General features: G+C 69.5%; 19 protein-coding genes. 9 read left to right on the top strand and 10 right to left on the bottom strand.

All coding sequences use genetic code 11. From position 1 onward, the window contains the following. Window positions 1–146: 146 nt before the first annotated feature. A complete protein-coding gene (locus tag ACH34W_RS36970) occupies window positions 147–1,424 on the top strand; it encodes a M14 family zinc carboxypeptidase (protein ID WP_395965819.1) in 1,278 nt (425 codons plus the stop codon). Between the two features lie 67 nt (window positions 1,425–1,491). On the opposite strand, the gene ACH34W_RS36975 is transcribed toward ACH34W_RS36970, so the two are convergent. From ACH34W_RS36975 to ACH34W_RS36995, 5 genes are all read right to left on the bottom strand, one after another. After that, window positions 1,492–2,244: a succinate dehydrogenase/fumarate reductase iron-sulfur subunit gene (locus ACH34W_RS36975; protein WP_395965820.1), complete on the bottom strand. Its 753-nt coding sequence runs from the start codon at window positions 2,242–2,244 to the stop codon at window positions 1,492–1,494. Next, on the bottom strand, window positions 2,245–4,206 hold the full coding sequence (locus ACH34W_RS36980) for a fumarate reductase/succinate dehydrogenase flavoprotein subunit (protein WP_395965821.1): 1,962 nt from the start codon (window positions 4,204–4,206) through the stop codon (window positions 2,245–2,247). 2 nt (window positions 4,207–4,208) lie between these two features. After that, window positions 4,209–4,898: a succinate dehydrogenase cytochrome b subunit gene (locus ACH34W_RS36985; protein ID WP_395965822.1), complete on the bottom strand. Its 690-nt coding sequence runs from the start codon at window positions 4,896–4,898 to the stop codon at window positions 4,209–4,211. Window positions 4,899–5,059: 161 nt separating this feature from the next. Next, window positions 5,060–6,277, bottom strand: coding sequence for a PP2C family protein-serine/threonine phosphatase (locus tag ACH34W_RS36990; RefSeq protein WP_395965823.1), 1,218 nt, complete (start codon window positions 6,275–6,277; stop codon window positions 5,060–5,062). A 321-nt stretch (window positions 6,278–6,598) separates the two neighbouring features. Further along, window positions 6,599–8,677, bottom strand: coding sequence for a prolyl oligopeptidase family serine peptidase (locus tag ACH34W_RS36995; RefSeq protein WP_395965824.1), 2,079 nt, complete (start codon window positions 8,675–8,677; stop codon window positions 6,599–6,601). Between the two features lie 11 nt (window positions 8,678–8,688). Here ACH34W_RS36995 and ACH34W_RS37000 point away from each other — a divergent pair, with 11 nt between their 5' ends. The 5 genes from ACH34W_RS37000 (at window position 8,689) to ACH34W_RS37020 (ending at window position 12,876) form a co-directional block, all read left to right on the top strand. Then, window positions 8,689–9,084 carry a hypothetical protein gene (locus tag ACH34W_RS37000; protein ID WP_395965825.1) on the top strand — a complete coding sequence of 132 codons (396 nt, stop codon included), beginning with the start codon at window positions 8,689–8,691 and terminating at the stop codon, window positions 9,082–9,084. Window positions 9,085–9,208: 124 nt separating this feature from the next. Next, a complete protein-coding gene (locus tag ACH34W_RS37005) occupies window positions 9,209–10,675 on the top strand; it encodes a serine/threonine-protein kinase (protein WP_395965826.1) in 1,467 nt (488 codons plus the stop codon). An 81-nt stretch (window positions 10,676–10,756) separates the two neighbouring features. Beyond that, complete coding sequence (mshB, locus tag ACH34W_RS37010) at window positions 10,757–11,728, top strand: N-acetyl-1-D-myo-inositol-2-amino-2-deoxy-alpha-D-glucopyranoside deacetylase (protein WP_395965827.1); 972 nt, start codon at window positions 10,757–10,759, stop codon at window positions 11,726–11,728. 30 nt (window positions 11,729–11,758) lie between these two features. Beyond that, window positions 11,759–12,361 carry a DUF6113 family protein gene (locus ACH34W_RS37015; protein ID WP_395965828.1) on the top strand — a complete coding sequence of 201 codons (603 nt, stop codon included), beginning with the start codon at window positions 11,759–11,761 and terminating at the stop codon, window positions 12,359–12,361. A 14-nt stretch (window positions 12,362–12,375) separates the two neighbouring features. Further along, the gene (locus ACH34W_RS37020; RefSeq protein ID WP_395965829.1) at window positions 12,376–12,876 is read left to right on the top strand and encodes a flavin reductase family protein; all 501 of its coding nucleotides are present in this window, start codon (window positions 12,376–12,378) and stop codon (window positions 12,874–12,876) included. Here the strand turns inward: ACH34W_RS37020 and ACH34W_RS37025 are convergent. The 3 genes from ACH34W_RS37025 to rocD all read right to left on the bottom strand — a co-directional run bounded on the left by ACH34W_RS37025 (window position 12,846) and on the right by rocD (window position 16,490). Beyond that, window positions 12,846–14,462 carry a DHA2 family efflux MFS transporter permease subunit gene (locus ACH34W_RS37025; protein WP_395965830.1) on the bottom strand — a complete coding sequence of 539 codons (1,617 nt, stop codon included), beginning with the start codon at window positions 14,460–14,462 and terminating at the stop codon, window positions 12,846–12,848. The two genes, ACH34W_RS37020 and ACH34W_RS37025, sit on opposite strands and share 31 nt — an antisense overlap. Further along, window positions 14,459–15,145, bottom strand: a complete 687-nt coding sequence (locus tag ACH34W_RS37030; protein ID WP_395965831.1) for a PadR family transcriptional regulator — start codon at window positions 15,143–15,145, stop codon at window positions 14,459–14,461. Before ACH34W_RS37030 ends, ACH34W_RS37025 begins: the two co-directional genes overlap by 4 nt. Before the next feature lie 178 nt (window positions 15,146–15,323). After that, the gene (gene rocD, locus ACH34W_RS37035) at window positions 15,324–16,490 is read right to left on the bottom strand and encodes an ornithine--oxo-acid transaminase (RefSeq protein ID WP_395965898.1); all 1,167 of its coding nucleotides are present in this window, start codon (window positions 16,488–16,490) and stop codon (window positions 15,324–15,326) included. A gap of 211 nt (window positions 16,491–16,701) precedes the next feature. On the opposite strand from rocD, the gene ACH34W_RS37040 reads away from it, so the two are divergent. After that, window positions 16,702–17,157: an Lrp/AsnC family transcriptional regulator gene (locus ACH34W_RS37040; RefSeq protein WP_395965832.1), complete on the top strand. Its 456-nt coding sequence runs from the start codon at window positions 16,702–16,704 to the stop codon at window positions 17,155–17,157. A gap of 23 nt (window positions 17,158–17,180) precedes the next feature. On the opposite strand, the gene ACH34W_RS37045 is transcribed toward ACH34W_RS37040, so the two are convergent. Further along, entirely contained in the window at window positions 17,181–18,386 is a 1,206-nt protein-coding gene (locus ACH34W_RS37045) for a serine/threonine-protein kinase (protein WP_395965833.1), read from the bottom strand. Window positions 18,387–18,503: 117 nt separating this feature from the next. Here ACH34W_RS37045 and rraA point away from each other — a divergent pair, with 117 nt between their 5' ends. Further along, window positions 18,504–18,983, top strand: coding sequence for a ribonuclease E activity regulator RraA (gene rraA, locus ACH34W_RS37050; protein ID WP_395965834.1), 480 nt, complete (start codon window positions 18,504–18,506; stop codon window positions 18,981–18,983). 11 nt (window positions 18,984–18,994) lie between these two features. Here the strand turns inward: rraA and ACH34W_RS37055 are convergent, their stop codons facing one another. Next, entirely contained in the window at window positions 18,995–19,396 is a 402-nt protein-coding gene (locus ACH34W_RS37055; RefSeq protein ID WP_395965835.1) for a hypothetical protein, read from the bottom strand. A gap of 208 nt (window positions 19,397–19,604) precedes the next feature. On the opposite strand from ACH34W_RS37055, the gene ACH34W_RS37060 reads away from it, so the two are divergent. After that, a complete protein-coding gene (locus ACH34W_RS37060) occupies window positions 19,605–21,689 on the top strand; it encodes a M6 family metalloprotease domain-containing protein (RefSeq protein WP_395965836.1) in 2,085 nt (694 codons plus the stop codon). The last annotated feature ends 74 nt before the right edge of the window (window positions 21,690–21,763 follow it).

Below are 21,763 nucleotides of genomic sequence, written 5' to 3' on the forward strand. Positions count from 1 at the left end.
CGACGACCTCTGCCTGAGGCCCGTCAACGACAAGCTTCACCGATTCTCGGCAGCGGCTCTCGGCGCTTCTTGCGGGCCCCCGCTCCGGCCTGCGCACCTAGTGTCCGGCGTGTACGCAAAACGATCTCTATCCCCTCGGAGACGTCATGCATCCGCCCCTCCGCCGCCTGACTCCGCTCCTGATCGCTCCCGTCGCGCTCTCGGCGCTCATCGCACCGCCCGCCTCGGCCACGCCCGCCGCATCCTCTGCGCCGGCCACGGGCGCTGGGGCGGCGCCAGAGTGCAACGAAGACCCCCGCGATCTCCCCACCTGGAAGTTCATCGACTACAGGGAGATGCGCCGCGAACTCGCCCACATCGAACGGATCAGCCGCGGGCGCGTGGACGTCAAGGCCGCCGGCACGTCCAACCGCGGCCGTACGATCTACACCGCCACGGTCGGCACCGGCAAGAAGGTCTTCCTGGTCACCAGCGAGATCCACGGGAACGAGAAGACCGGGACCACCTCGCTGCTGCGCATCCTGAAGTGGCTCGGCACGTCCAGCTCCCCCGAGGCCAAGCGCCTGCGCCGCACCGTCACGTTCGTCGCCGTACCGAAGATCAACCCGGACGGCGCCGAGCTCGACCGGCGCGGCAACGACAACGCCTGGGCCGAGGTCCAGAAGGACTTCCCGCAACTGGCCGGACGCCCGCCCGCGTGGAACTACCTCAACACCTCGCTCCAGGGCGACGACTACACCAAGCGCCCAGGGTTCGACCTCAACCGCGACTTCAACCCGAACCTCAAGTACGTCCCCAAGGCTGCGGACGTGCCAGGTGAGTCGGCGCTGCCTGGCTGGTTCCTCAACCCCGAATCCCAGACGCTGCGCGACATCTACACCAAGCTGCGCGCGCGCAAGGGCAAGGTCGATGTCTACGTGGACCTCCACCACCAAGGCGCCTGCGTACGGGAGGACGCCCAAAACCGGCTCCTCGACGTGGCGGTCGACTACCCGCCGCTGCCTGACAAGTTCTTCGAGCCCGGCGGCAAGTACGCGCCGTACGCGAAGACGTACGCGAAGAAGCTCTCCAAGCAACTCGCCATCAGCGCGTTCCGCGGCATCGAGAAGCGCGGCTACATCGGCGCCCGCTACCCGCACGCGCCGACGCGCGACCTGCCCGGCCAGGCCCGCTGCTCGCTCGCGATGATCGGCACCGGCACCGTCCTGTTCGAGGTGCGCGGCCAGACGCAGACGATGGGCCACCAGATGTCGGAGCGCTTCACCCGCGCCGTCACCGCCGGCCTGACCAACATGCTGAACGACCTTTCCACCGGCAAGGTGTACGGCCTCGACCCCGACACGTTCGAGCAGTTCCCAGGCACAGTCGAGGACGCCGCCGCCACCGCCTTCCGCCACGCCCACGACGGCCACGAACTGGAGTAACAGCCACCGGACACGAGAAGGCGCCCTGGCCGCTACGGTCCAGGGCGCCTTCCGCATATCGCGACGGTTACTTCTTCTTGCCGCCCGCGGTGGCCTTCAGGTAGTCGCTGTTGAGGCGGCTGATGAAGTCCAGCGAGATGCCCTTCGGACAGGCCGCGGTGCACTCGCCGGTGTTGGTGCAGCCACCGAAGCCCGCGTCGTCGTGGGCCTCCAGCATGTTGACGACGCGGTCCCAGCGCTCCGGCTGGCCCTGCGGCATCAGGCCGAGGTGGCTCACCTTCGCGCCGAGGAAGAGCGACGCGGAGCCGTTCGGGCAGGCCGCCACGCAGGCGCCGCAGCCGATGCACTCGGCGGCCTCGAAGGCCTTGTCGGCGTCCGGCTTGGGCACCGGTGTGGCGTGGGCCTCCGGAGCGGTTCCGGTCGGGGCGGTGATGTAGCCGCCGGCGGCGATGATGTCGTCGAACGCCGAACGGTCCACGACCAGGTCCTTGACGACCGGGAACGCCTTGGCCCGCCACGGCTCGACGTCGATGGTTTCGCCGTCCTTGAACTTGCGCATGTGCAGCTGGCAGGTCGTGGTCATCTTCTCCGGCCCGTGCGGGGTGCCGTTGATGACCAGCGAGCACATGCCGCAGATGCCCTCGCGGCAGTCATGATCGAACGCGACCGGCTCCTCGCCCTTGGCGATGAGCTCCTCGTTCAGGACGTCCAGCATCTCCAGGAAGGACGCGTCGGGGGAGATGTCGTCGAGCTTGTACTCGACCATCTTGCCCTTGCCCTTGGGCCCGTCCTGGCGCCAGACGCGCAGCTTGAGCTTCATTTACTTGTACGACCTCTGGCTCGGCTTGACGTATTCGAACTCGAGGGCCTCCTTGTGGAGGACGGGCTGCTCGTCCTCCCCGGCCCATTCCCAGGCGGCGACGTAGGCGAAGTTGGCGTCGTCGCGCTTGGCCTCGCCGTCCTCGTCCTGGCTCTCGGCGCGGAAGTGGCCGCCGCAGGACTCGGCGCGGTGCAGCGCGTCGATCACCATGAGCTCGCCCAGCTCCAGGAAGTCGGCGACGCGGCCGGCCTTCTCCAGTTGCTGGTTGAGCTCCTCGCCCTTGCCGGTGACCTTGACCCGCTCCCAGAACTCCTTGCGGAGGGCCGGGATGAGGTCCAGGGCCTTGCGGAGGCCCTCTTCGGTGCGCTCCATGCCGCAGTACTCCCACATGAGGTGGCCGAGCTCGCGGTGGAAGGAGTCCACGGTGCGGTCGCCGTCGACCGAGAGCAGCCGGTCGATCTGGTCCTTGACCCGCTGCTCCGCCTCGGCCGCCGGCTGCTCGCCGACCTCGCCGAGGTTGTGCTCGGCGATGTAGTTGCCGACGGTGGTCGGGAGGACGAAGTAGCCGTCGGCCAGGCCCTGCATCAGCGCGGACGCGCCGAGGCGGTTGGCGCCGTGGTCGGAGAAGTTGGCCTCACCGATCACGAAGAGCCCCGGGATGGTGGACTCCAGGTCGTAGTCCACCCACAGGCCGCCCATCGTGTAGTGCACGGCGGGGTAGATGCGCATCGGCATCTCGTACGGGTTCTCGCCCGTGATCCGCTCGTACATCTCGAAGAGGTTGCCGTACTTGGCCTCGACCGCCTTCAGCCCGAGCCGCTCGATGGCGTCGGCGAAGTCCAGGTAGACGCCCAGGCCGCCGGGGCCGACGCCGCGGCCCTCGTCACAGACGTTCTTGGCGGCGCGGGAGGCGATGTCACGCGGGACCAGGTTGCCGAACGAGGGGTAGATGCGTTCCAGGTAGTAGTCGCGCTCGTCTTCGGGGATGTCGGCGGGCTTGCGGGTGTCGCCGCGCTGCTTGGGCACCCACACGCGGCCGTCGTTGCGGAGCGACTCCGACATCAGGGTCAGCTTCGACTGGTGGTCACCGCTGACCGGGATGCAGGTCGGGTGGATCTGGGTGTAGCACGGGTTGCCGAAGTACGCGCCGTGCTTGTGCGCCCGCCAGGAGGCGGTGACGTTGGAGCCCATGGCGTTCGTCGACAGGAAGTAGACGTTCCCGTAGCCGCCGGACGCCAGCACCACCGCGTCGGCGGTGTAGCTCTTGACCTCGCCGCTGATCAGGTCGCGGACGACGACGCCGCGCGCCCGGCCGTCCTCGATGATCAGGTCGAGCATCTCGTGCCGCGCGTGCAGCTCGACGTTGCCGGCGTCGACCTGGCGCATGAGGGCCTGGTAGGCGCCGAGCAGGAGCTGCTGGCCCGTCTGGCCGCGGGCGTAGAACGTGCGCGACACCTGCGTTCCGCCGAACGAGCGGTTGTCGAGCAGGCCGCCGTACTCGCGGGCGAACGGCACGCCCTGCGCCACGCACTGGTCGATGATCTGCGTGGAGATCTCGGCGAGACGGTGCACGTTCGACTCGCGGGCGCGGAAGTCGCCGCCCTTGACCGTGTCGTAGAAGAGGCGGTGCACGCTGTCGCCGTCGTTGCGGTAGTTCTTGGCCGCGTTGATGCCGCCCTGCGCCGCGATCGAGTGGGCCCGCCGCGGGCTGTCCTGGAAGCAGAACTGGATGACGTGGTAGCCGGCCTCACCGAGGGTGGCGCCGGCCGAGCCGCCCGCCAGCCCGGTCCCGATGATGATGATCTTCTTCTTGCGCTTGTTGGCCGGGTTGACGAGCTTGGCCTGGAACTTGCGCGTGGTCCAGCGATCCTCGACCGGGCCGGCCGGGGCCTTGGCGTCGGCGATCGGCTCGCCGCTCATGTAGAAGTTGTCGCCGTTGTTCTCAAAGCTGTCGTTGGTCATGGTCAGCCCACCCATCCGAAGGTGACGGAGACGGGCACCGAGATGAAGCCGAGGGCCACCACGGCGCCGATCGTGGCGGCGAGGGCGCGCAGCACGCGGTCGTTGCGGGGGGAGCGCAGGCCGAGGGTCTGCATCGCGCTCCACACCCCGTGCCGGAGGTGGAGCCCGACCAGCAGGACGGCCACGATGTAGAAGAGCGTGATGTACCAGTGGGACGGCTGGAAGTCGGCGACCACGCGTTCGTACGGGGTGGCGTCCCTGCCCTTGGGGTTCACGACGAGGAACGTCATGTCGAGCAGGTGCCAGATCACGTAGAGCGCGATGATGATGCCGCCGTACCGCATGGTGTGGACCGCGTAGCCCTGCGCGTGCGACTTCTTCTTCGACTTGTACTTGACGGGGCGGGCCTGCCCGGCGCGCTTGGCCAGCGAGATCGCCGACCATATGTGCAGGACGATCGAGACGGCCAGGACGACCTCGATGGCCGTCAGGACGGTCCGATAGGGGACCGCCGGCTCGCCGAGGGTACGGAGCCAGTGGGAGTAGTGGTTGAAGTCCTCCGCGCCCACGAAGATCTTCAGGTTCCCGACCATGTGCGCGATCAGGTACAGCACGAGGATGCCGCCGGTGACGGCCATGACCGCCTTCTTCCCGACGGTCGACCGGTAGATCGCAGGTATCGCTATAGCCACAGTTCGCACGGTAAGACCGGCGTGCGGAACGGATCCAAGTCATCACCGCACTCGTTTCGATAGCCCCAGGCTATGAACCGTGCCGCGCCGGGCTTTTCTCGTTCTCCGGCGTCCCTAAAGGTGAGAGACCTCACACGACCTGCAGGAACTCCGAACCGGCCTCAGGCCGATCTCTCCCTGGAGACAAGCAGGACGGCGAGGTCGTCGGTGAGGGCGTCGCCGTTGAGCTCCTCGACGCGGGTGACGAGCTCGTCGATCAGGCTGCGGCCGGTGGCGCCGCGGGCGCGGGCCTGCGCGGCCAGATCGACCAGGCCCTCGGTGCCGAGGCGGTGGGCGCCGTCGCCGACGCGGCCCTCGATCAGGCCGTCGGTGTAGAGCATCAGGCTCCAGGACTCGCCCAGGTCGATCTCGGTCGTGGGCCATTCGGCGCCGGGGACCAGGCCGAGGGCCGGGCCGTGCGCGTACTCCGGGAGCGCGCCGACCTCGGGCCCGCCCTTGCCGTCCGCCCTGAACAGCAGCGGTGCGGGGTGGCCCGCCAGATGCATGCGGGCGGTACGGCGGGACGGCGCGATCGTGACCATGCAGAGCGTCGTGAAGATCTCTTCGCTGCGCCGTTCGTGGCCGAGGACGGTGTCGAGGGTGCCCAGGAGCTGCTCGCCGGAGTGCCCTGCGAGCACCAGCGTGCGCCAGGCCATCCGTAGCTGGACGCCGAGCGCCGCCTCGTCCGGCCCGTGGCCGCAGACGTCGCCGATCATCAGGTGCACCGCGCCGCCCTCGGTCTGCACCGTGTCGTAGAAGTCACCACCCAGCAGCGCCCGGCGGCGGCCCGGCCGGTAGCGGGTGGCATGCCGCAGCGTCGGGTCGTCGATCAGCGGGACGGGCAGCAGGCCGCGCTCCAGGCGGGCGTTCTCGCGGCCCATGATGCGGGCCTCGACGAGCCGCCGCTCGGTCTCCTCAGCGCGCTTGCGCTCGACGGAGTAGCGGATGGCGCGGGCCAGCAGCGGCCCGTCCACCTCCTGCTTGACCAGGTAGTCCTCGGCGCCCGCCGCGACCGCCTGGACACCGAGATGGGCGTCGTCGATGCCGGTCAGCACCACGACCGCGGCCCGTTCGGACAGCGCGAGCACGTGGCGGAGGCCCTCGATGCGGTTGATGCCGGGCGCGGAGAGGTCGACGATGATGCACTGCGTGCGGCGGGTCAGCTTCCGGCGCGCGACCGTGAGATCCTCGGCGACGGTGATCTGCACGGTCAGGCCGGTCTCGGCGAGCATCTTCTCGACCAGGAACACGTCGGCCGAGTCGTGGCCGATGAGGAGCAGGTCGATCCTGTCTTCGGTGCCCTGGGCGACGGGATGCGGGTGATGGCTGATGGTGCTCACAGAGGTACCGGTTTCCGGACTTCGCTGGGATGGCGGTGGCGATCGTTGACAAGGCAAGCTCGGCGCCCACAACGGTCTGACCGCTGCGGAGACCCCCACGGGGCCAAGTCCGGCGGAACGGACCGCGCCGGGGAGGCGGCTGCTGCTTAGCCGCCGGGGTTCCCGGCTCATGGAGCGGAAAACGTCGCTCCGTACTGCACCGACCATAGCGTCTCAGATCACGATTGTGCATCCCCGGAGGGCGTCTTACGGCTATGTGTCCGCGATGTGGTCCTTGCGGGTAATGATCCGTTCCGCCGGAAAATCAGGCGCCTGCCCGGCTTAGGACAGGTTGCGTTTGAGGAAGTCAACCTGCAGGTGGAGGAGGTTTTCGGCGACTATTTCCTGCGGCGTCATGTGGGTTACGCCTGAGAGCGGGAGGACGTTGTGGGGGCGGCCGGCGGCCAGGAGGGCCGATGAGAGGCGCAGGGTGTGGGCCGCGACCACATTGTCGTCCGCGAGGCCGTGGATGATCAGCAGTGGGCGTTCGAGCTTCCCGGCGTCCTCGATGAGGGAGTTGGACTTGTAGTTGTCCGGCTCCTCGTCGGGCTGGCCGAGGTAGCGCTCGGTGTAGTGCGTGTCGTACAGCGTCCAGTCGGTGACGGGGGCGCCGGCGATGCCCGCGTGGAACACGTCGGGGCGGCGAAGCACCGCCAGGGCCGCGAGCCAGCCGCCGAACGACCAGCCGCGGATGCCCACGCGGCCGAGGTCGAGGGCCGCGGGGTGGCGGCGGGCGGCCTCCTCCAGCGCGGCCACCTGGTCCTCCAGGACGGGGCCGACGAAGTCGCCGTGGACCGCGCGGTCCCAGGAGGGCCCGCGGCCGGGGGTGCCGCGGCCGTCCGCGATCACCACGGCGAAGCCCTGGTCAGCTAGCCATTGCGCCTCGCAGTAGGCACGCCGCACAGCCAGCACGCGCTGGGCGTGCGGGCCGCCGTACGGGTCCATCAGCACGGGCAGGCGCCCGTGGCCGGGCTCCCAGCCGGTCGGCAGCACCACCGCGGTGCGGATCTCACGTTCTCCGGCGCGCAACAACTCCACGCTCGGGTTGATGACCGGGGTCTCGGCGCGGGACTCGATCTTGTGTGTTCGGTCTGCCGTGCGGACCTCTACGGTGACGCCGTGCCGGTCCAGGAGGGAGCCGCTCAGCACGGTGGTCCCGCCGGAACGTGTTCCGCTGAAGACGCCCTGGCCCTCGGTGAGCCGGGTGACGCCGTCCGGGCCGGACTCATAGACGTGCACCTCGGTCGGCTCCTCCGACCCCGTGAACAGGATCGAGTCGCCCTCTACACCGAGGATCGACCGTACCTGCAGCCCGCCAGGCGTGACCGGCTTGCCCGCGACGGTGATCCGCCGAGTCTCGGTCTCCCGGTCCTCGGACACCCACACCAGGTCGCCGTTGCCCGTGCGGGCGGGCAGCCCGGGCACGATGTCGGTCCAGATGGGGTCGTGCCCGGCGTGCAGCAGAACGGTCTCGCCGTTCGACGGATCGACCTTGAGGACCCGCTGGACCCGCTGGTCGCGCGACTGCACGACGATCAGGAGCCCTTGCCTGTCCCACGACGCGGTCACGACGTAGGGGAACTCGCCGCGGTCCCACGCCACGCCGACCCGCCGGCCGTCCACCTTGAGCAGGACGAGCGACACGATCGCGTTGGGCGTGCCCGCCGCCGGGTACGCGATCTCGGTCGCGGGCCGGTCGGGGTTGGCTGGGTCGGCGATGGACCAGCGGTTCACCGGGGTCTCGTCCACCCGCGCTGCCAGCAGCGAGCCGCCGTCCGGCGCCCACCAGTAGCCGCGCATCCGGTCCATCTCCTCGGCGGCCACGAACTCGGCCAGCCCGTACGACACCTGGTCGCTCTCAGGCGTGACCAGCGCCACGTCCTCGCCGCTGGCCAGTTCGATGACCCGCAGCGTGCGACCCGAGACGTAGGCCACCCAGCGCCCGCTCGGATCGAGCCTCGCGTCGAACACCGGAGTCTGCGCCTCAAGGCCGCGCACCGTCCCGGCCCGCAGGTCGGCGACGAACAATTGCCCGCCGAGCGTGAACGTGGCCTGCCGCACCTCGCGGTCCACCGCGTACCCGACGATGCCGCCGGCCTGCTCCCGCGCCCGTTCGCGGCGGGCGCGCTCCGCCGCCGGCAGGTTCTCCTCGCCCGGCACGTCCAGCGCCGTCGGATCGGCGATCAGCCGTTCGGCGCCCGTCGCGGTGTCGAGCGTCCACAGGCAGGTGACCGGGTCGTCCCCGGCCTTCGTCCGCAGGAACACCGCGTACGACTCGTCCGCCGCGACCTGGAAGGCCCGCGGTACCCCGAGGGTGAACCGGCGGGTGCGAGCACTCTGCCGCGGATAGCTGATGGTCATGACACAGAAGTGTGCCAGCAGCCCCCTCGTGGTCATTCCACCGCGGCGCGTCCGGCCACGAAAATCGGTCCACCTCACCAGCATCCGCCGGTAATGTTCTCGATCACCCCAGCCGGACGATCATTCGTCCGGCCCCGGCCCCGGTCAACGCCAAGGACAGCCTGCGGCACATCGAGAGCGACGGCGGCAGCGGCTTCTGGGCGCAGTCCTGGGATGCCGTTCTCCTCCACTATGTGGGCGGCAAGGTGACCGCGCGGATCAAGGCGCCGGGAACGGGAACGGGGGCCGGGGAAGGTCAGGTCAGCTCCCTCCTGCGGATTCCCGGGACACGCTCGTTGTGGGCCACCGGCGCGGTGCGCAACAGAGAGAATTGGGATACCGGAGTGATCTGGAAGTACGGGGCCTGAGGGACCGGTTTAAAGATCATGGGTTGTTCTCCGTGGATGGGGAACAACCCATGATTGCGTTTTAAGGTCGCGTAGGCTCAAGGCTTCCCGCTTTACGCAACGTCACCGTCAGAGGAGAAGGTCCATGCCGGAACTACAGCCGGGTGATCCACGGCGGCTGGGTTCGTACGAACTGCTCGAACGCCTCGGAGAGGGTGGCCAGGGCGTCGTCTACCTCGGCAGGGACGCCTCCGGGAACGATTTTGCGATCAAGCTGCTGCGAGCCGATCTGACCGAGGACGAGTCGGCGCGGCACCGGTTCGTGCGGGAGGCGCAGGCGGCCAAGCAGGTCGCCCGGTTCTGCACGGCGCAGATGATCGAAGCCGATATGGTCGGGGACCAGCCGTACATCGTCAGCGAGTACGTGCCCGGGCCCAGCCTGTACAAGCAGGTCAAGGAGCAGGGGCCGATCGCCGGCGCGGCGCTGGAGCGGCTCGCGATCGGCACCGCGACCGCGCTGGTGGCCATCCACCAGGCCGGGATCGTGCACCGCGACTTCAAACCGCACAACGTCCTGATGGCGCCAGACGGGCCACGGGTGATCGACTTCGGGATCGCCCGGGCGCTGGACGCGGGCCAGACCGCGGCGACCAAGGCCATCGGCACGCCCTCGTACATGGCGCCCGAGCAGGTCGCCGGGGCCACGCTGACCGAGGCCGTGGACGTCTTCGCCTGGGCTGCGACCATGGTCTACGCCGCGAGCGGGACGCCGCCGTTCGGGGACGACACCGTGATGGCCGTGATCAACCGGGTGCTGCACGAGGCGCCCTCGGTCGACCGAGTGCCCGAAGACCTGCGCGGGCTGATCTCGGCCTGCCTGGTCAAGGAGCCGGAGCGGCGGCCGACCGCGCAGCAGATCATGATGACGCTGATCGGCACCGGGCCGCAGGAGACCCGGATGGACGACGCGGCGCAGGCCACGCGGATGATGGCCGCGGGCGCGGCGGGAGCCGCGGGCGGGGCCGCCGGGGTGTCGGCGGCGGATCAGACGATGGCCTACGACCAGCGTACGCAGCGCATGGGGGCGGCGGGCGGCGCCACGCTTCCGGGGGCGGCCCCGCCGATCCCGCCGGCCAGGCAGGGCTACTACCAACCGGAGCGCAAACGCAACGCCTGGCCGATCGTCGCCGGGGTCGGGGCCATCCTCCTCATCGCGGTCATCGTCGGTGTGGTGATGGCGTCCACCGGCGACAAGAAGCCGGAAATCCCTGCGACACCCGGGACCAGCGAGTCCGAGTCCGTCTCGCCGACCGAGGACGAGACGACCGAGGCGCCGCCGACCAGGGACACTCCGACGCAGGAGCCGACCACCGAGCCGACGACCGAGCGGCCGCCGACCTCGGAGCCGCCGAGCACGCCGCCGACCTCGGACGAGCCGACCCCTTCGCCGCCATCCACGCCTTCCAGCCCGCCCGCCACCGGCGGCGGCGGTGGTGGTGACGGCGATGGTGGTGGTGACGGCGACGGTAACGGCGGCGGTGGCGGCGACCCCGGTGGGGGTGGCGGCACCGGCACGGGCACCGGCAACAACGCGGGCGGCGGTTCCGGCTGACGGCGGTAGGTGGGGGCTGAGGACGGTGGTCGGGAGGGCGGACATCCGCTTGGGGCTGCGGCGTTAGTACGCTCGTTAGCTATGAACCAGCCGCGGATCCTGTTCGTCCATGCGCACCCGGACGACGAGTCCATCGGGACCGGTGCGTCCATGGCCAAATATGCGGCCGAGGGCGCCCATGTCACCCTCGTCACCTGCACGCTGGGTGAGGAGGGTGAGATCATTCCCGAGGAGTTGCGCCACCTGGCCTCCGACAAGGAGGACCGCCTCGGCGAATACCGGATCGGCGAGCTGGCGGACGCGTGCGCGGCCCTGGGCGTGGCCGACCACCGGTTCCTCGGCGGCGCGGGGCGCTGGCGCGACTCGGGGATGATGGGCGGCGCCACCAACGACGACCCGCGCTGCTTCTGGCGCGCCGACGTCGACGAGGCGGCGGGCGAGCTCGTGAAGATCATCCGGGAGGTGCGCCCGCAGGTGATCGTCACGTACGACGAGCGCGGCAACTACGGGCATCCCGACCACATCCAGGCCCATCGGGTGGCCTGGCGGGCGTTCGAACTGGCCGCTGACCCGTCCTACGCCGACCCGTCCTACGCCGACCCGTCTTCCGCTGACGCGGCTACCGTGGACGCCGCCTCTGCGGATCCCGCCCAAGTGGGCGGCGAGCCGTGGCAGGTGGCGAAGTTCTACGCGTACGCCACGCCCCGCACGGTTTTGGCACGGGCCATTGCGGTGATGCGCGAGGCCAAGCTCCCGTTCGACCGTGTGGCCGGGCTGGACGAACTGGGCTCGGGCGTTCCCGACGACCGGATCACCACGATGGTCGACGCCCGCCCCCACCTGCCCGCGAAGCTGGCCGCCCTCCGCGCCCACCGCACCCAGGTGGTGGTGGCGCCGGACGAGGTGGGGCCGTTCTTCGCCCTGTCCAACGGCCTGGGCCAGCAGGCCTTCGGCACCGAGTTCTTCATCCTGCTGGCGGGGGAGCGCGGCCCGGCGGCTCCCGGCGGCCGGGAGACCGATCTGTTCGCCGGACCCGCCACGCGGCAGGGCTGAGCGGCTGCACACCCGGATACCCTGACGACCGTGGACAAGGACGAGGACGCCCAGCTGTCGCTGGCCAAGGACGCCGCGCGCGGCGACGCGTCACCCGGCGACGCACCGCCCGGCACGACGCCGGGTGACCCGTCACCCCCGGAGCAGTTCCCCGTGGGATCGATCGAGGGCTACGAACCGGCTCCGGCCGGCCCGGCCGATCCGGAGGCCACAGCGGGCCCGGCTCTGGGGCCGCGAGCCGAGGCGTTCATCGGCGGCGCCGCGTACGGGGCGCTCGGGCTGCTGGGAGCCCTGCTCGGCGTGGTCGGCTCGTTCCTCCAGGACTGGACGATCGGCTCGGTCCCGGTCGCCGCGGTCCTCCTCGTGATCCTCAACTTCGGCTTCATCCGGCTGGCGGGCTGGGCCATGGGCGGCCGGATGGGGGCGGTCATCCCCACGCTGACCTGGACCGCGGTCGTGTTCATGGCGTCGCAGCAGCGGTCCGAGGGCGATCTGGTCATTCCCGGCAGCCTGGCGGGCTACGTCTTCCTCATCGGCGGGCTGGTGGCCGCGGTGATCGCCATCTCGATGGTGCCGTCCCCGCGGCAGCCCGGCGACTGGCTGCTCGGGGGTCCCGGCCGTACCCGCGGGTAGGGCCGGGGCGCACCGTGAGACCCGAGCCCCACGTCGATCCGGCGCTCTACCGGCAGGTGGTCGGCCGCTTCGCCACCGGAGTGGCGGTCGTGACCACCGTGGCGGACGGCGCCGACCACGCGATGACCGTGAACGCGTTCACCTCGGTCTCGCTGGACCCGCTGCTCGTGCTGTTCTGTGCCGAGAAGATCTCGCGGTTCCACGAGTTCGTGCTGGACAGCGGGCTCTGGGCGGTCTCGGTGCTCGCCGAGGAGATGCGGGACGCGTCCAACTGGTTCGCGACCCGCGGGCGTGTCCTGGACGGCCAGCTGGACGACTGGCCGCACACCCGCGGGCCCATCACCGGCGCGCCGGTCTTCACGGCCGCGGTGGCGGCACTGGAGTGCCGCACGCACGCGGTCCACGACGGCGGTGACCACAGCATCGTGGTCGGCGAGGTGCTCAATCTCGACATCCCCGACCCGAGCGGCAAACCGCTGATCTTTTATGACGGGACGTACCGCTCGCTCGCCTGATCGCTCGAGCTCGCCGACGGTGCCCGGTAGCGCTTGACGCCGAAGCACGCGGCCGCGCCGAGCAGGACGACCACGACCGGCAGCAGCATGGTCGGCTTCATCGCGTCCACGAAACCGTGCTTGAAGACCGCCTCGCCCAGTTGCTGGAGCTGCTGCGCGAGATCGGGCGGCGTGCCCGGCGGGAGCTGTTGGGGCGCGCCGTGCTGGCCCGCGCCGACTTCGAGCCCGCCCTTTGCCGCCTGCGCGAAGCCGTCCACGAACGGCGCCCGGGCGTCGGGGGGCAGCGCCGCCGAACGTTCGGCGGCCTGGTCCTTGAGCGCGCTCGCGAGCTGGTTCTGCAGGACGGCGCCGACCGCCGCGCTGCCCAGCACCGAGCCGACCTGGCGGACGGTGTTGTTGACCCCGGCCGCGGCCCCCGCCAGGCGCGGTGGAACGTTCCGCGTCGCCTCCGTGGCCATCGGCGCGAACACCCCGCCGACGCCGATGCCGCAGAGGATGAACGGCAACATGAACGAGGTCCACGGCGTGTCGACGTCGGCGATGGACAGGATCCAGAACGTGCCGATCGCGTACAACGTCAGCCCGCCCATCAGGATGAACCTGCCGCCGATCTTGTCGGAGAGCCGGCCGGCCACCGGGGCCAGGAACATCGACACCACCGACGAGGGCGCCATCACCAGCCCCGCCTCCAGGGCGCTGAAGCCCTCCACCGACTGCAGGTAGATCGTCATCGGCAGGAACATGCCGACCATGCCGACCGAGACGGTCGCGCCGACGAAGTTGAGGATCGAGAAATTGCGGTCCTTGAACAGCGCGAACGGGACCAGAGGCTCATTGTCCTGCTTGCCGCGCTGGTGCAGCAGGAAGACCGCGAAGAGCGCGGCGGAGGCGCCGAAGAGACCCCAGATCCAGCCGTTCCAGTCGTACTTCTGGCCTTCGGTGAGCGCGAACGTCAGGCAGAACAGCGCGGCCGACGCGAGCACCACGCCGACGATGTCGAAACGATGCCGGACGGTGCGCGCGTTGGCGGGCAGGATCAGCACCGCCATCGCCAGCACCAGGATGCCGATGGGCAGGTTCACGAAGAAGATCCACCGCCAGTCCAGCGTGCTGACCAGCAGGCCGCCCAGGGTCGGACCGGCGATGGTGGACACCCCGGCGACCGCGCCCCAGACGCCGAGCGCGGTGCCGCGCCGTTCGGCCGGGAACGTGTCGATGATGATCGACATGGTCTGCGGCATCAGCATCGCCGCGCCCAGGCCCTGGATCGCGCGGGCGCCGATGAGCTGGGCCGGGTCCTGGGAGATACCGCAGGCCAGGCTCGCCAGCGTGAAGAGCGTCACACCCGCGATGAACAGGTTCTTCTTGCCCCACAGGTCGCCGAGCCGGCCCGCCGTGATCAGCAGTACGGCCAGCACGAGGATGTAGGCGTTGTTCACCCACAACACCTGGTCCAGCGTCGCGGGCAGCTTGTCGATCATGTTGGGGATCGCGATGTTCACGATCGTGAGATCGAGCAGGGTCATGAAGAACCCGAGGGACAGCGTGAGCAGGATCGCCCACGGGTTGCCGCGCCACTTGCTCATGCGTGCTCCTTGTCGGCGTCGCGGTCTGCATCGCTGCTGGTCTCGCGTTCGGCACCGTTGTCGGCATCGCCGCCGGTGTCGCTGTCGGTGTCGACGCTGTCGATGCGGCTGTTGATGACGACCGGTTCCCAGTCCACCCGACCTGCGGCGATGTCCGTGACGAGGCCCTGGACGTACTCCAGTTCGGTGCGCAGCTGGGCGATCTTCAGCTCGCCGTCCAGCAGCCTGCACCGTTCCAGCCCGCGCTTGCGCAGGGCGTCATAGGCCGTCTGCTCGGCTGCCACCATGGCCTCGAGCTGCACCGAGCGGGAGCGCAGGTGCATGAGCGCCTCGGCGCTCGGGAGCAGGGTGATGATGGCCAGGCCCGCGCCGAAGAGCGGGAACTCCGGAACGTACCGGCCGAGCAGATCGGTCAGCCGGGCGGACGCCGCGTCCCGCCCCGCCTCGGTGATCTTGTAGACGGTGCGCTCCGGCCGGCGGCCCTCACGGCTGGTCTCCATGGGCTCGATGAGCCCGGCGGCGGCCAGCCGTTCGACCGTGTTGTAGAGCGAACCATGGGTCAGCTTCACCGCCACGTCATACGCGCGGATGCGGATCTGCTGCTGCAGCTCGTACGGATGCATGGGCTGCTCGTGCAACATCCTGAGCACGATCAGCGCGAGGGGTGTGATGGGTCGTGCCATGACATGTCAGCCTTAGTCCGATATGGATTAGTCCATCCAGACTAATCCAGATGGACGAGGCTGTCACCTTCCCGGCGGCGAAACGACGACGAGGGCTTCCCACGCCGTTGTGGGAAGCCCTCGTTCAGTCCCCTGTGGAAGGGGAGCCTGTGCTGTGGAGAGTGTGCCGTGGAGAGTGTCAGGCCTTCAGAGCGATCTCCAGCTGGTCCAGTGCCCAGTCCAGGTCAGCGCGGCTGATCACCAGCGGCGGGGCGAGGCGGATCGTGGTGTCGTGCGTCTCCTTGGCCAGTACGCCGAGCTCCATGAGGCGCTCGCTCACAGGACGAGCTTTACCGTGCAGCTCGACACCGGCCCACAGGCCACGGCCGCGCACCTCGCGCACGAGGTCGTTCGGCAGCCGGCCGAGCCGCTCGTGCATGTGCGCGCCGAGCTCCCGCGACCGCTCCTGGAACTCGCCCGACTTGAGGATCGCCACGACCTCACGGGCGATCGCGCACGCCAGCGGGTTGCCACCGAACGTGGAGCCGTGCTGGCCGGGCTTGAAGACACCGAGGATGCCGGAGTCGGCGACGACGGCGGACACCGGCATGATGCCGCCGCCCAGCGCCTTGCCGAGGATGTAGACGTCCGGCACGACGCCCTCGTGGTCGCACGCGAACGTGGTGCCCGTCCGGCCGAGCCCCGACTGGATCTCGTCGGCGAGCATCAGCGAGCCGTTCGCCGTGCACAGCTCGCGCACCGCGCGCAGGAACCCGCTCGGCGGCACGTTCACACCGGCCTCGCCCTGGATCGGCTCGATGAGCACACCCACGGTCGAGCTGTCCATCGCGGCCTTGAGCGCCTCGACGTCGCCGTAGGGCACGGTCCGGAACCCCGGCGTGTACGGGCCGTAGGAGTCCTTGGCGTCGGCGTCGGTCGAGAAGCTGACGATCGTGGTCGTCCGGCCGTGGAAGTTGCCCTCGAACGTGATGATGTTGGCCTCGCCGGCGGGGACGCCCTTGACCTCGTAACCCCATTTGCGGGCCGTCTTGAGTGCGGTCTCCACGGCCTCGGCGCCGCTGTTCATCGGGAGGACCATGTCCTTGCCGCACAGCTCGGCCAGCTCGGTGACGAACGGCCCGAACTGGTCGTGGTCGAACGCCCGGCTCACCAGCGTGACCTGATCGAGCTGGCGTTTGGCGGCCTCGGTCAGCCGAGGGTTGCGGTGGCCGAAGTTGACCGCGGAGTAGGCGGCGAGCATGTCCAGGTATCGGTTGCCGTCCACGTCGGTGACCCAGGCCCCGTCGGCCTCTGCGATCACAATGGGGAGCGGGTGGTAATTGTGCGCGCTGTGCTCCTCAGACATCGCCCGCAGTTCGTCGGCTTTGCTCACGACGCTCCTTTGCACCGGTCGGCCCGGCCGGGGCTCGGCCGGGGTCGCTAGTGACACCGGGTGGGTGTCCCGGTGCCGACGGGGGTCGGGCCGACGGGGGTGGTGGTCATCGGTCCCGGGGCCAGCGTATGTTCGGGATTAACCGACGACCAATGACGAAAGAGAACTTGGGGGGAGATATTCATTGCGTATTGACGAGCTTGACCATCGAATCGTTGCGCAGCTCCTCGAAGACGGCCGCGCGTCCTACGCGCAGATCGGTGACCGCGTCGGACTGTCGGCTCCGGCGGTGAAAAGACGGGTCGACCGGCTCCGTGCGGACGGCGTCATCACGGGTTTCGCCGCGGTCGTCGAACCGGCCGCGCTCGGCTGGACGACCGAGGCGTTCATCGAGATCTTCTGTACGGGGGCGACGTCGCCGGACGAGATCTACTCCAGCATCCGCAAGCATCCGGAGGTCGTCGCCGCCTACACCATCAGCGGTGACGCCAGCGCCCTCGTGCACGTCCGGGTACGCGACATCCAGCATCTCGAACAGTGCCTGGAACGCCTCCGCCGCGAGGACAACATCACCGCGACCAAGACCGCGATCGTCCTGTCACGGCTGATAGGCCGTCCCATTGACGCCCCCGCGTCCTGACGCCGTATGCAAGCGGGCCGTGCTCAGAGCAGGATTGCGAGCAGCACGAACGAGCAGACAGCTCCGACCACGACCAGCACGGTCATCGCGATCATCAGTCCGGTGGAATCCTGCCTGGGCGTGACCGGCAGCGTCTGATACGGCGCTTGAAATGGCGGCGTCCCGTACGCCGGTGCGGCGCCCTGCATGGGCCACTCCCCTTCCGGGCGTGTGACCGGAGCCTCGATCGGCGGCAGGATCTGCGGCCGTGCCAGGGGAGGGGGCAGCACTTGGACGGCGCCGGGGGCCGCCTTCTCAGTCACGAGGGGTTCCGATGAGTCGGCCGAATGCGGTGGCGGGAGCGGTCGCGGGGTCGGCTTCGGAGGGTCCGCCTCGTACAGCGGCAGCTGGGCGGCCACCGCGGCCGGGAGCCAGCCCTCGCCGGGCGGGTCCTGTTCCAGCTCGGCGAGAACGGCTTCGACGGTCGGCCGGTCGCCGGGGCTCGGCGCCAGGCAGCGCTGGACCAGGTCGCGCAGGACGCTCGGGCAACCCGCCAAGTCGGGCTCGTCGTAGGCAATGGTCTTGTCTGCGGCCGGCTCGAAGGCGGTGCGTCCGGTGGCGGCGTAGAACGCGAGGCCACCGAGCGCGAAGACGTCGGCGGCCGGGGTCACATCATGATCCTCCACCTGCTCGGGGGCCATGAACAACGGCGAGCCGGTCGCCTGGACCGCCGCGGCGGCACGGGCCGTTCCGAAGTCGACGATGGCGGGACCGCGCGCCGCGAGCAGGACGTTGGAGGGTTTGAGGTCACTATGGACGAGGCCCGCGTCATGGAATTTCCGGAGCCCCTTGGCCAGCCCGGCGATCAAGGCCCGGACGGTGTCGGTCGGCAGGGGGCCGTGCTCGGCGACGGCGTGCGCCAGTGAAGGGCCCGGCACGTGCTTGGTGGCCACCCACGGGCGCTCCGGCCCGTCCGGATGCGCGTCGACGACCGTGGCGACGTAGCGGTGTGCCACTCGCTGCGCCGCCCTGATCTCCTCCTGGAGGCGCCGCCGGAACTCCACGTCGCCCGCGAACTCCGGATGCGCAACCTTGATCGCGAGCCACCGTCCGCTCTGCGTCGTGGCCAGGTAGACCTGGCCCACTCGGCCCGACCCGATCCGGGCGAGCACCCGGTAGCCACCGATGAGCGGCGGATCGCCCGCCTCGAGCGGTGCGAAGGCCGGGGTCGGCCGGGCAGCGGGCTCCATCTGTGACCTCCTGGTGGAGTTTGTCCATGGTTCTATCGAACATCCGCACCCGCTGTCAGGTCCTCAGCCCTCGAACCGGCACAGGAGCCGGGAGTTACCTGCGAGTAGGATCCGCTCATGGACTTCGCTACCGCTGACCTGATCGACGACTTCGGGGACGAGCTGCAGAGCTGCGAGACGCAGTTCCGGCAGTACGGCGCGCACACCACGTTCGGCGGGCCGATCGCGACCGTGCGCTGTTTCCGTGACAACGGCCTGGTGAAGCAGCTCCTCAACACGCCCGGCGAAGGCCGGGTGCTGGTCGTGGACGGTGGAGGCTCGCTCGCGTCCGCCCTGATGGGAGACATGATCGCGGCGGCTGCGGTGAAGAACGGCTGGCTGGGGGTCGTCATCAACGGCGCGGTCCGGGACGTCGCGGCGCTCCGCACGATGGAACTCGGCGTCAAGGCGCTCGGCTCCAACCCGCGCAAGAGCGCCAAGGACGGAGCGGGCGAGGTGGACGAGCCGGTGAGCTTCGGCGGCGTGGAGTTTCGCGAGAACGACTGGCTCTACAGCGACGAGGACGGCATCGTCGTGGCCGCCCGCAAGCTCGTCTGACAGGCCCTTTCTTATGTGAAGCGGTCGCCGGTCCCGCGCACGTCGCCGTCCGGCCGGAACCGCAGGGCCGACCAGCGCGCGTCGACCGAGATCTGCCGGACGGGACGCCAGCCGTACGGGGTGAACGTGGGCCAGAGGCTGTCACGGTTGATGTCGGACGCGCCGCCCTTGGGATAGGAGACCCACAGCAGGCCGCCGGGGCGCACGGCGTCGATGGCCTGCTTGATGGAGGCGTCCAGTTCGAGCTTGCCCTCCGCGAAGAGGTGCACCGCGTCGGCCGGCACGGTCGTGGTGACCTCCGCTCCCTCGGGCAGCCCGCCGACCAGCTGCGCGTAGTCACCGGGCGCGTTGATCACGTGCACGGCGTGCCCGGGCTTGATGCCCAGTTTCTCGGCCACGGTCTTGGTGCTCATGCGGCATCGATACCCGGCGTCGTCCCTGCTGACGCCCGCTGGAACGGCTTCGTCGGAGCTTCTTCAGGGCATCCTCAACGCTTCCGCAGAGCTTCCTCAGAGCTGTCGTCACCTGCCAGCACGCCACCGTGAACGTCGGCCACAACAGCCCTTGATCATGAAAGGGGCCGTCTCTACCGTCTCGGATGACATTTGAGACAGGGGAGACATGAGAGCCAAAAAGATTCTCTTGGCACCCGCAGTGGCAGCGCTGATGCTGTCCGCGGGCCTGGCGGCCGCCCCGGCCACCGCGCAGGCGAAGGCGCCCATCCCGAAACCGACCCCCAACCCCTGGCAGATGCGGCACTGGCCGCAGACCCAGCCATGGCAGGAGGGCCAGCAGGCGCGGACGTTCGCGGCGCCGGGCGCCCCGAAGCCGATCGACCCGCAGAACTACGAGCTCCCCGACACGATGACCTGGGACGACTACAAGCCGATCCCGGGCACGACGTGGTCCGATCCGGCCAAGAAGGGGTCGATCAAGAACTTCAAGGGTGCCGTGGTCCTGGTCGACTACCCGAACCAGCCGTTCGTGGTCACCCAGCCCAAGAACTCGACCATCTACGGCAACCCGAGCCTTGTCGGCAACGTGCCGAACGACAAGGTCGCGCAGTTCTACCAGGACTTCCTCAACAAGCCCCAGACAATCAACAAGGGCCACACCCTCCATGAGTACTGGATGGAGGACTCCGGCGGCCGGTACGGCGTCGACCTGAAGGCGTTCGGCGCGTACACCATGAAGGCCAAGGACCACGAGTACGGCATCGGCCAGTTCCAGCAGGCCAGCGACTGCCCGTCCGGTGACACCTGTGGTCGCGACATCCGTGCTGACGCGCGGGCGGCCTGGGTGGCCGACGTGGGTGAGGAGGTGGCCAGCCAGTACGAGTTCGTCTTCTTCCTCACCGCCGGGCAGGACGAGTCGGCCACCTGGCAGGAGTTCGGGATGATGAAGTTCCCGACCAAGGAGGACGTGACCGACGAGTGGGGCCCGCCGGACACGGCCATGCCCAACTGGGCGAACACGCGCTATGTGCCCTGGACGTCATGGCAGGCCGCGTCCAACCACTGGCCGAACGCGGTGATCGGTGCCCCGCCGCGGAGCTCGACGCAGGCCGAGAGCTCCGGCATGGGGGTCTTCGCCCACGAGTTCAGCCACATCCTCGGGATCCTCGACAACTACAACAACCCGTACGGCAACCCGCCGCGCCGGGCGTACACCGGCCCGTGGGAGATGCTGAGCCGAGGCAGCTTCAACGGCCCCGGCGGCCCGCACAGCCGCTGGATGATCCCGGCGACGGGCGGCGCGTCGATGGGTGCGCAGCACACGCTCCGCAACAAGCTCAAGCTGGGCATCGTCGACACGAAGAAGGTGCTCCAGCTCGACCGGGCGACGTTGCCGACGGACGGCACCGCCGTCGCCAAGGTGACCGCGCGCGCCGTCCAGCCGGGCAAGGACGGGCTTACCGGCATCAACGTGCGGTTGGGCGCGGGTGACAAGGCCGACCTGAGCCCGCCCTGCGACACCTCCAAGGACCCGCTGTGCGACGGCGGCAAGTACAACAACTACACGGTCGAGGTCGTCGACCGGATGGGCTTCGACTCGTTCACGCCGGACTCCGGTGTGCTGCTGTCCAAGACCAAGGACGCCGACGACGCGCCGTTCATCTGGGTCAAGGACTCCAACCCGCAGGACATCGACAAGGTCGACTACGTGCTGCCGAACGGCCAGCAGGTCAAGATGACCATCGGCGACTACCGGCAGCTGTCGGACGCGCTGATGCACGCGGGCACGAACTCCGGCAGCGAGTACGAGCACGTGGACACGGCCAACCGCCTCCACTTCTACGTGCTCGACCTCAAGCGTGACCGCAAGGGCGTGCTGTCCTACACCGTCGCCGTGCGTTCGCTGGACGGAGCCGGCAAGCAGCGCCGCGGCGTGAAGGTGGACAACGGCTCCGCACGTCCGGCCGGCTCCGGCTGGGTCAAGTGCACCGTGCCGTTGCGCAACTCCGGCAAGGGCGGCACCGGCTACCACGGCTCCGACGTCTACCGGCTGAGCGCCTCGGCGACCGGCAAGGGCTGGACGACCGTGCTGCCGAACGCACTGGCCACCGCCCAGGCGGGCCGCACCACCACGGTGCAGGTGTGGGCCAAGGCGGCGCCCGGCGCCGACCGCAAGGCCAAGCTCGTGCTGAAGGCGACCTCGGAGAGCGACCCGACCAAGGTCGACACCGGTAACTGCCGCGTCCGCTAGGACGTCCAACTCGTCCGCAGCACTGGCATCACCGGCGTAAGGGCCGGTCTCGATCGTGCCGATCGGGACCGGCC

The sequence above is a fragment of the Actinomadura sp. 6N118 genome (assembly GCF_044326415.1).
GTDB lineage: Bacteria > Actinomycetota > Actinomycetes > Streptosporangiales > Streptosporangiaceae > Spirillospora.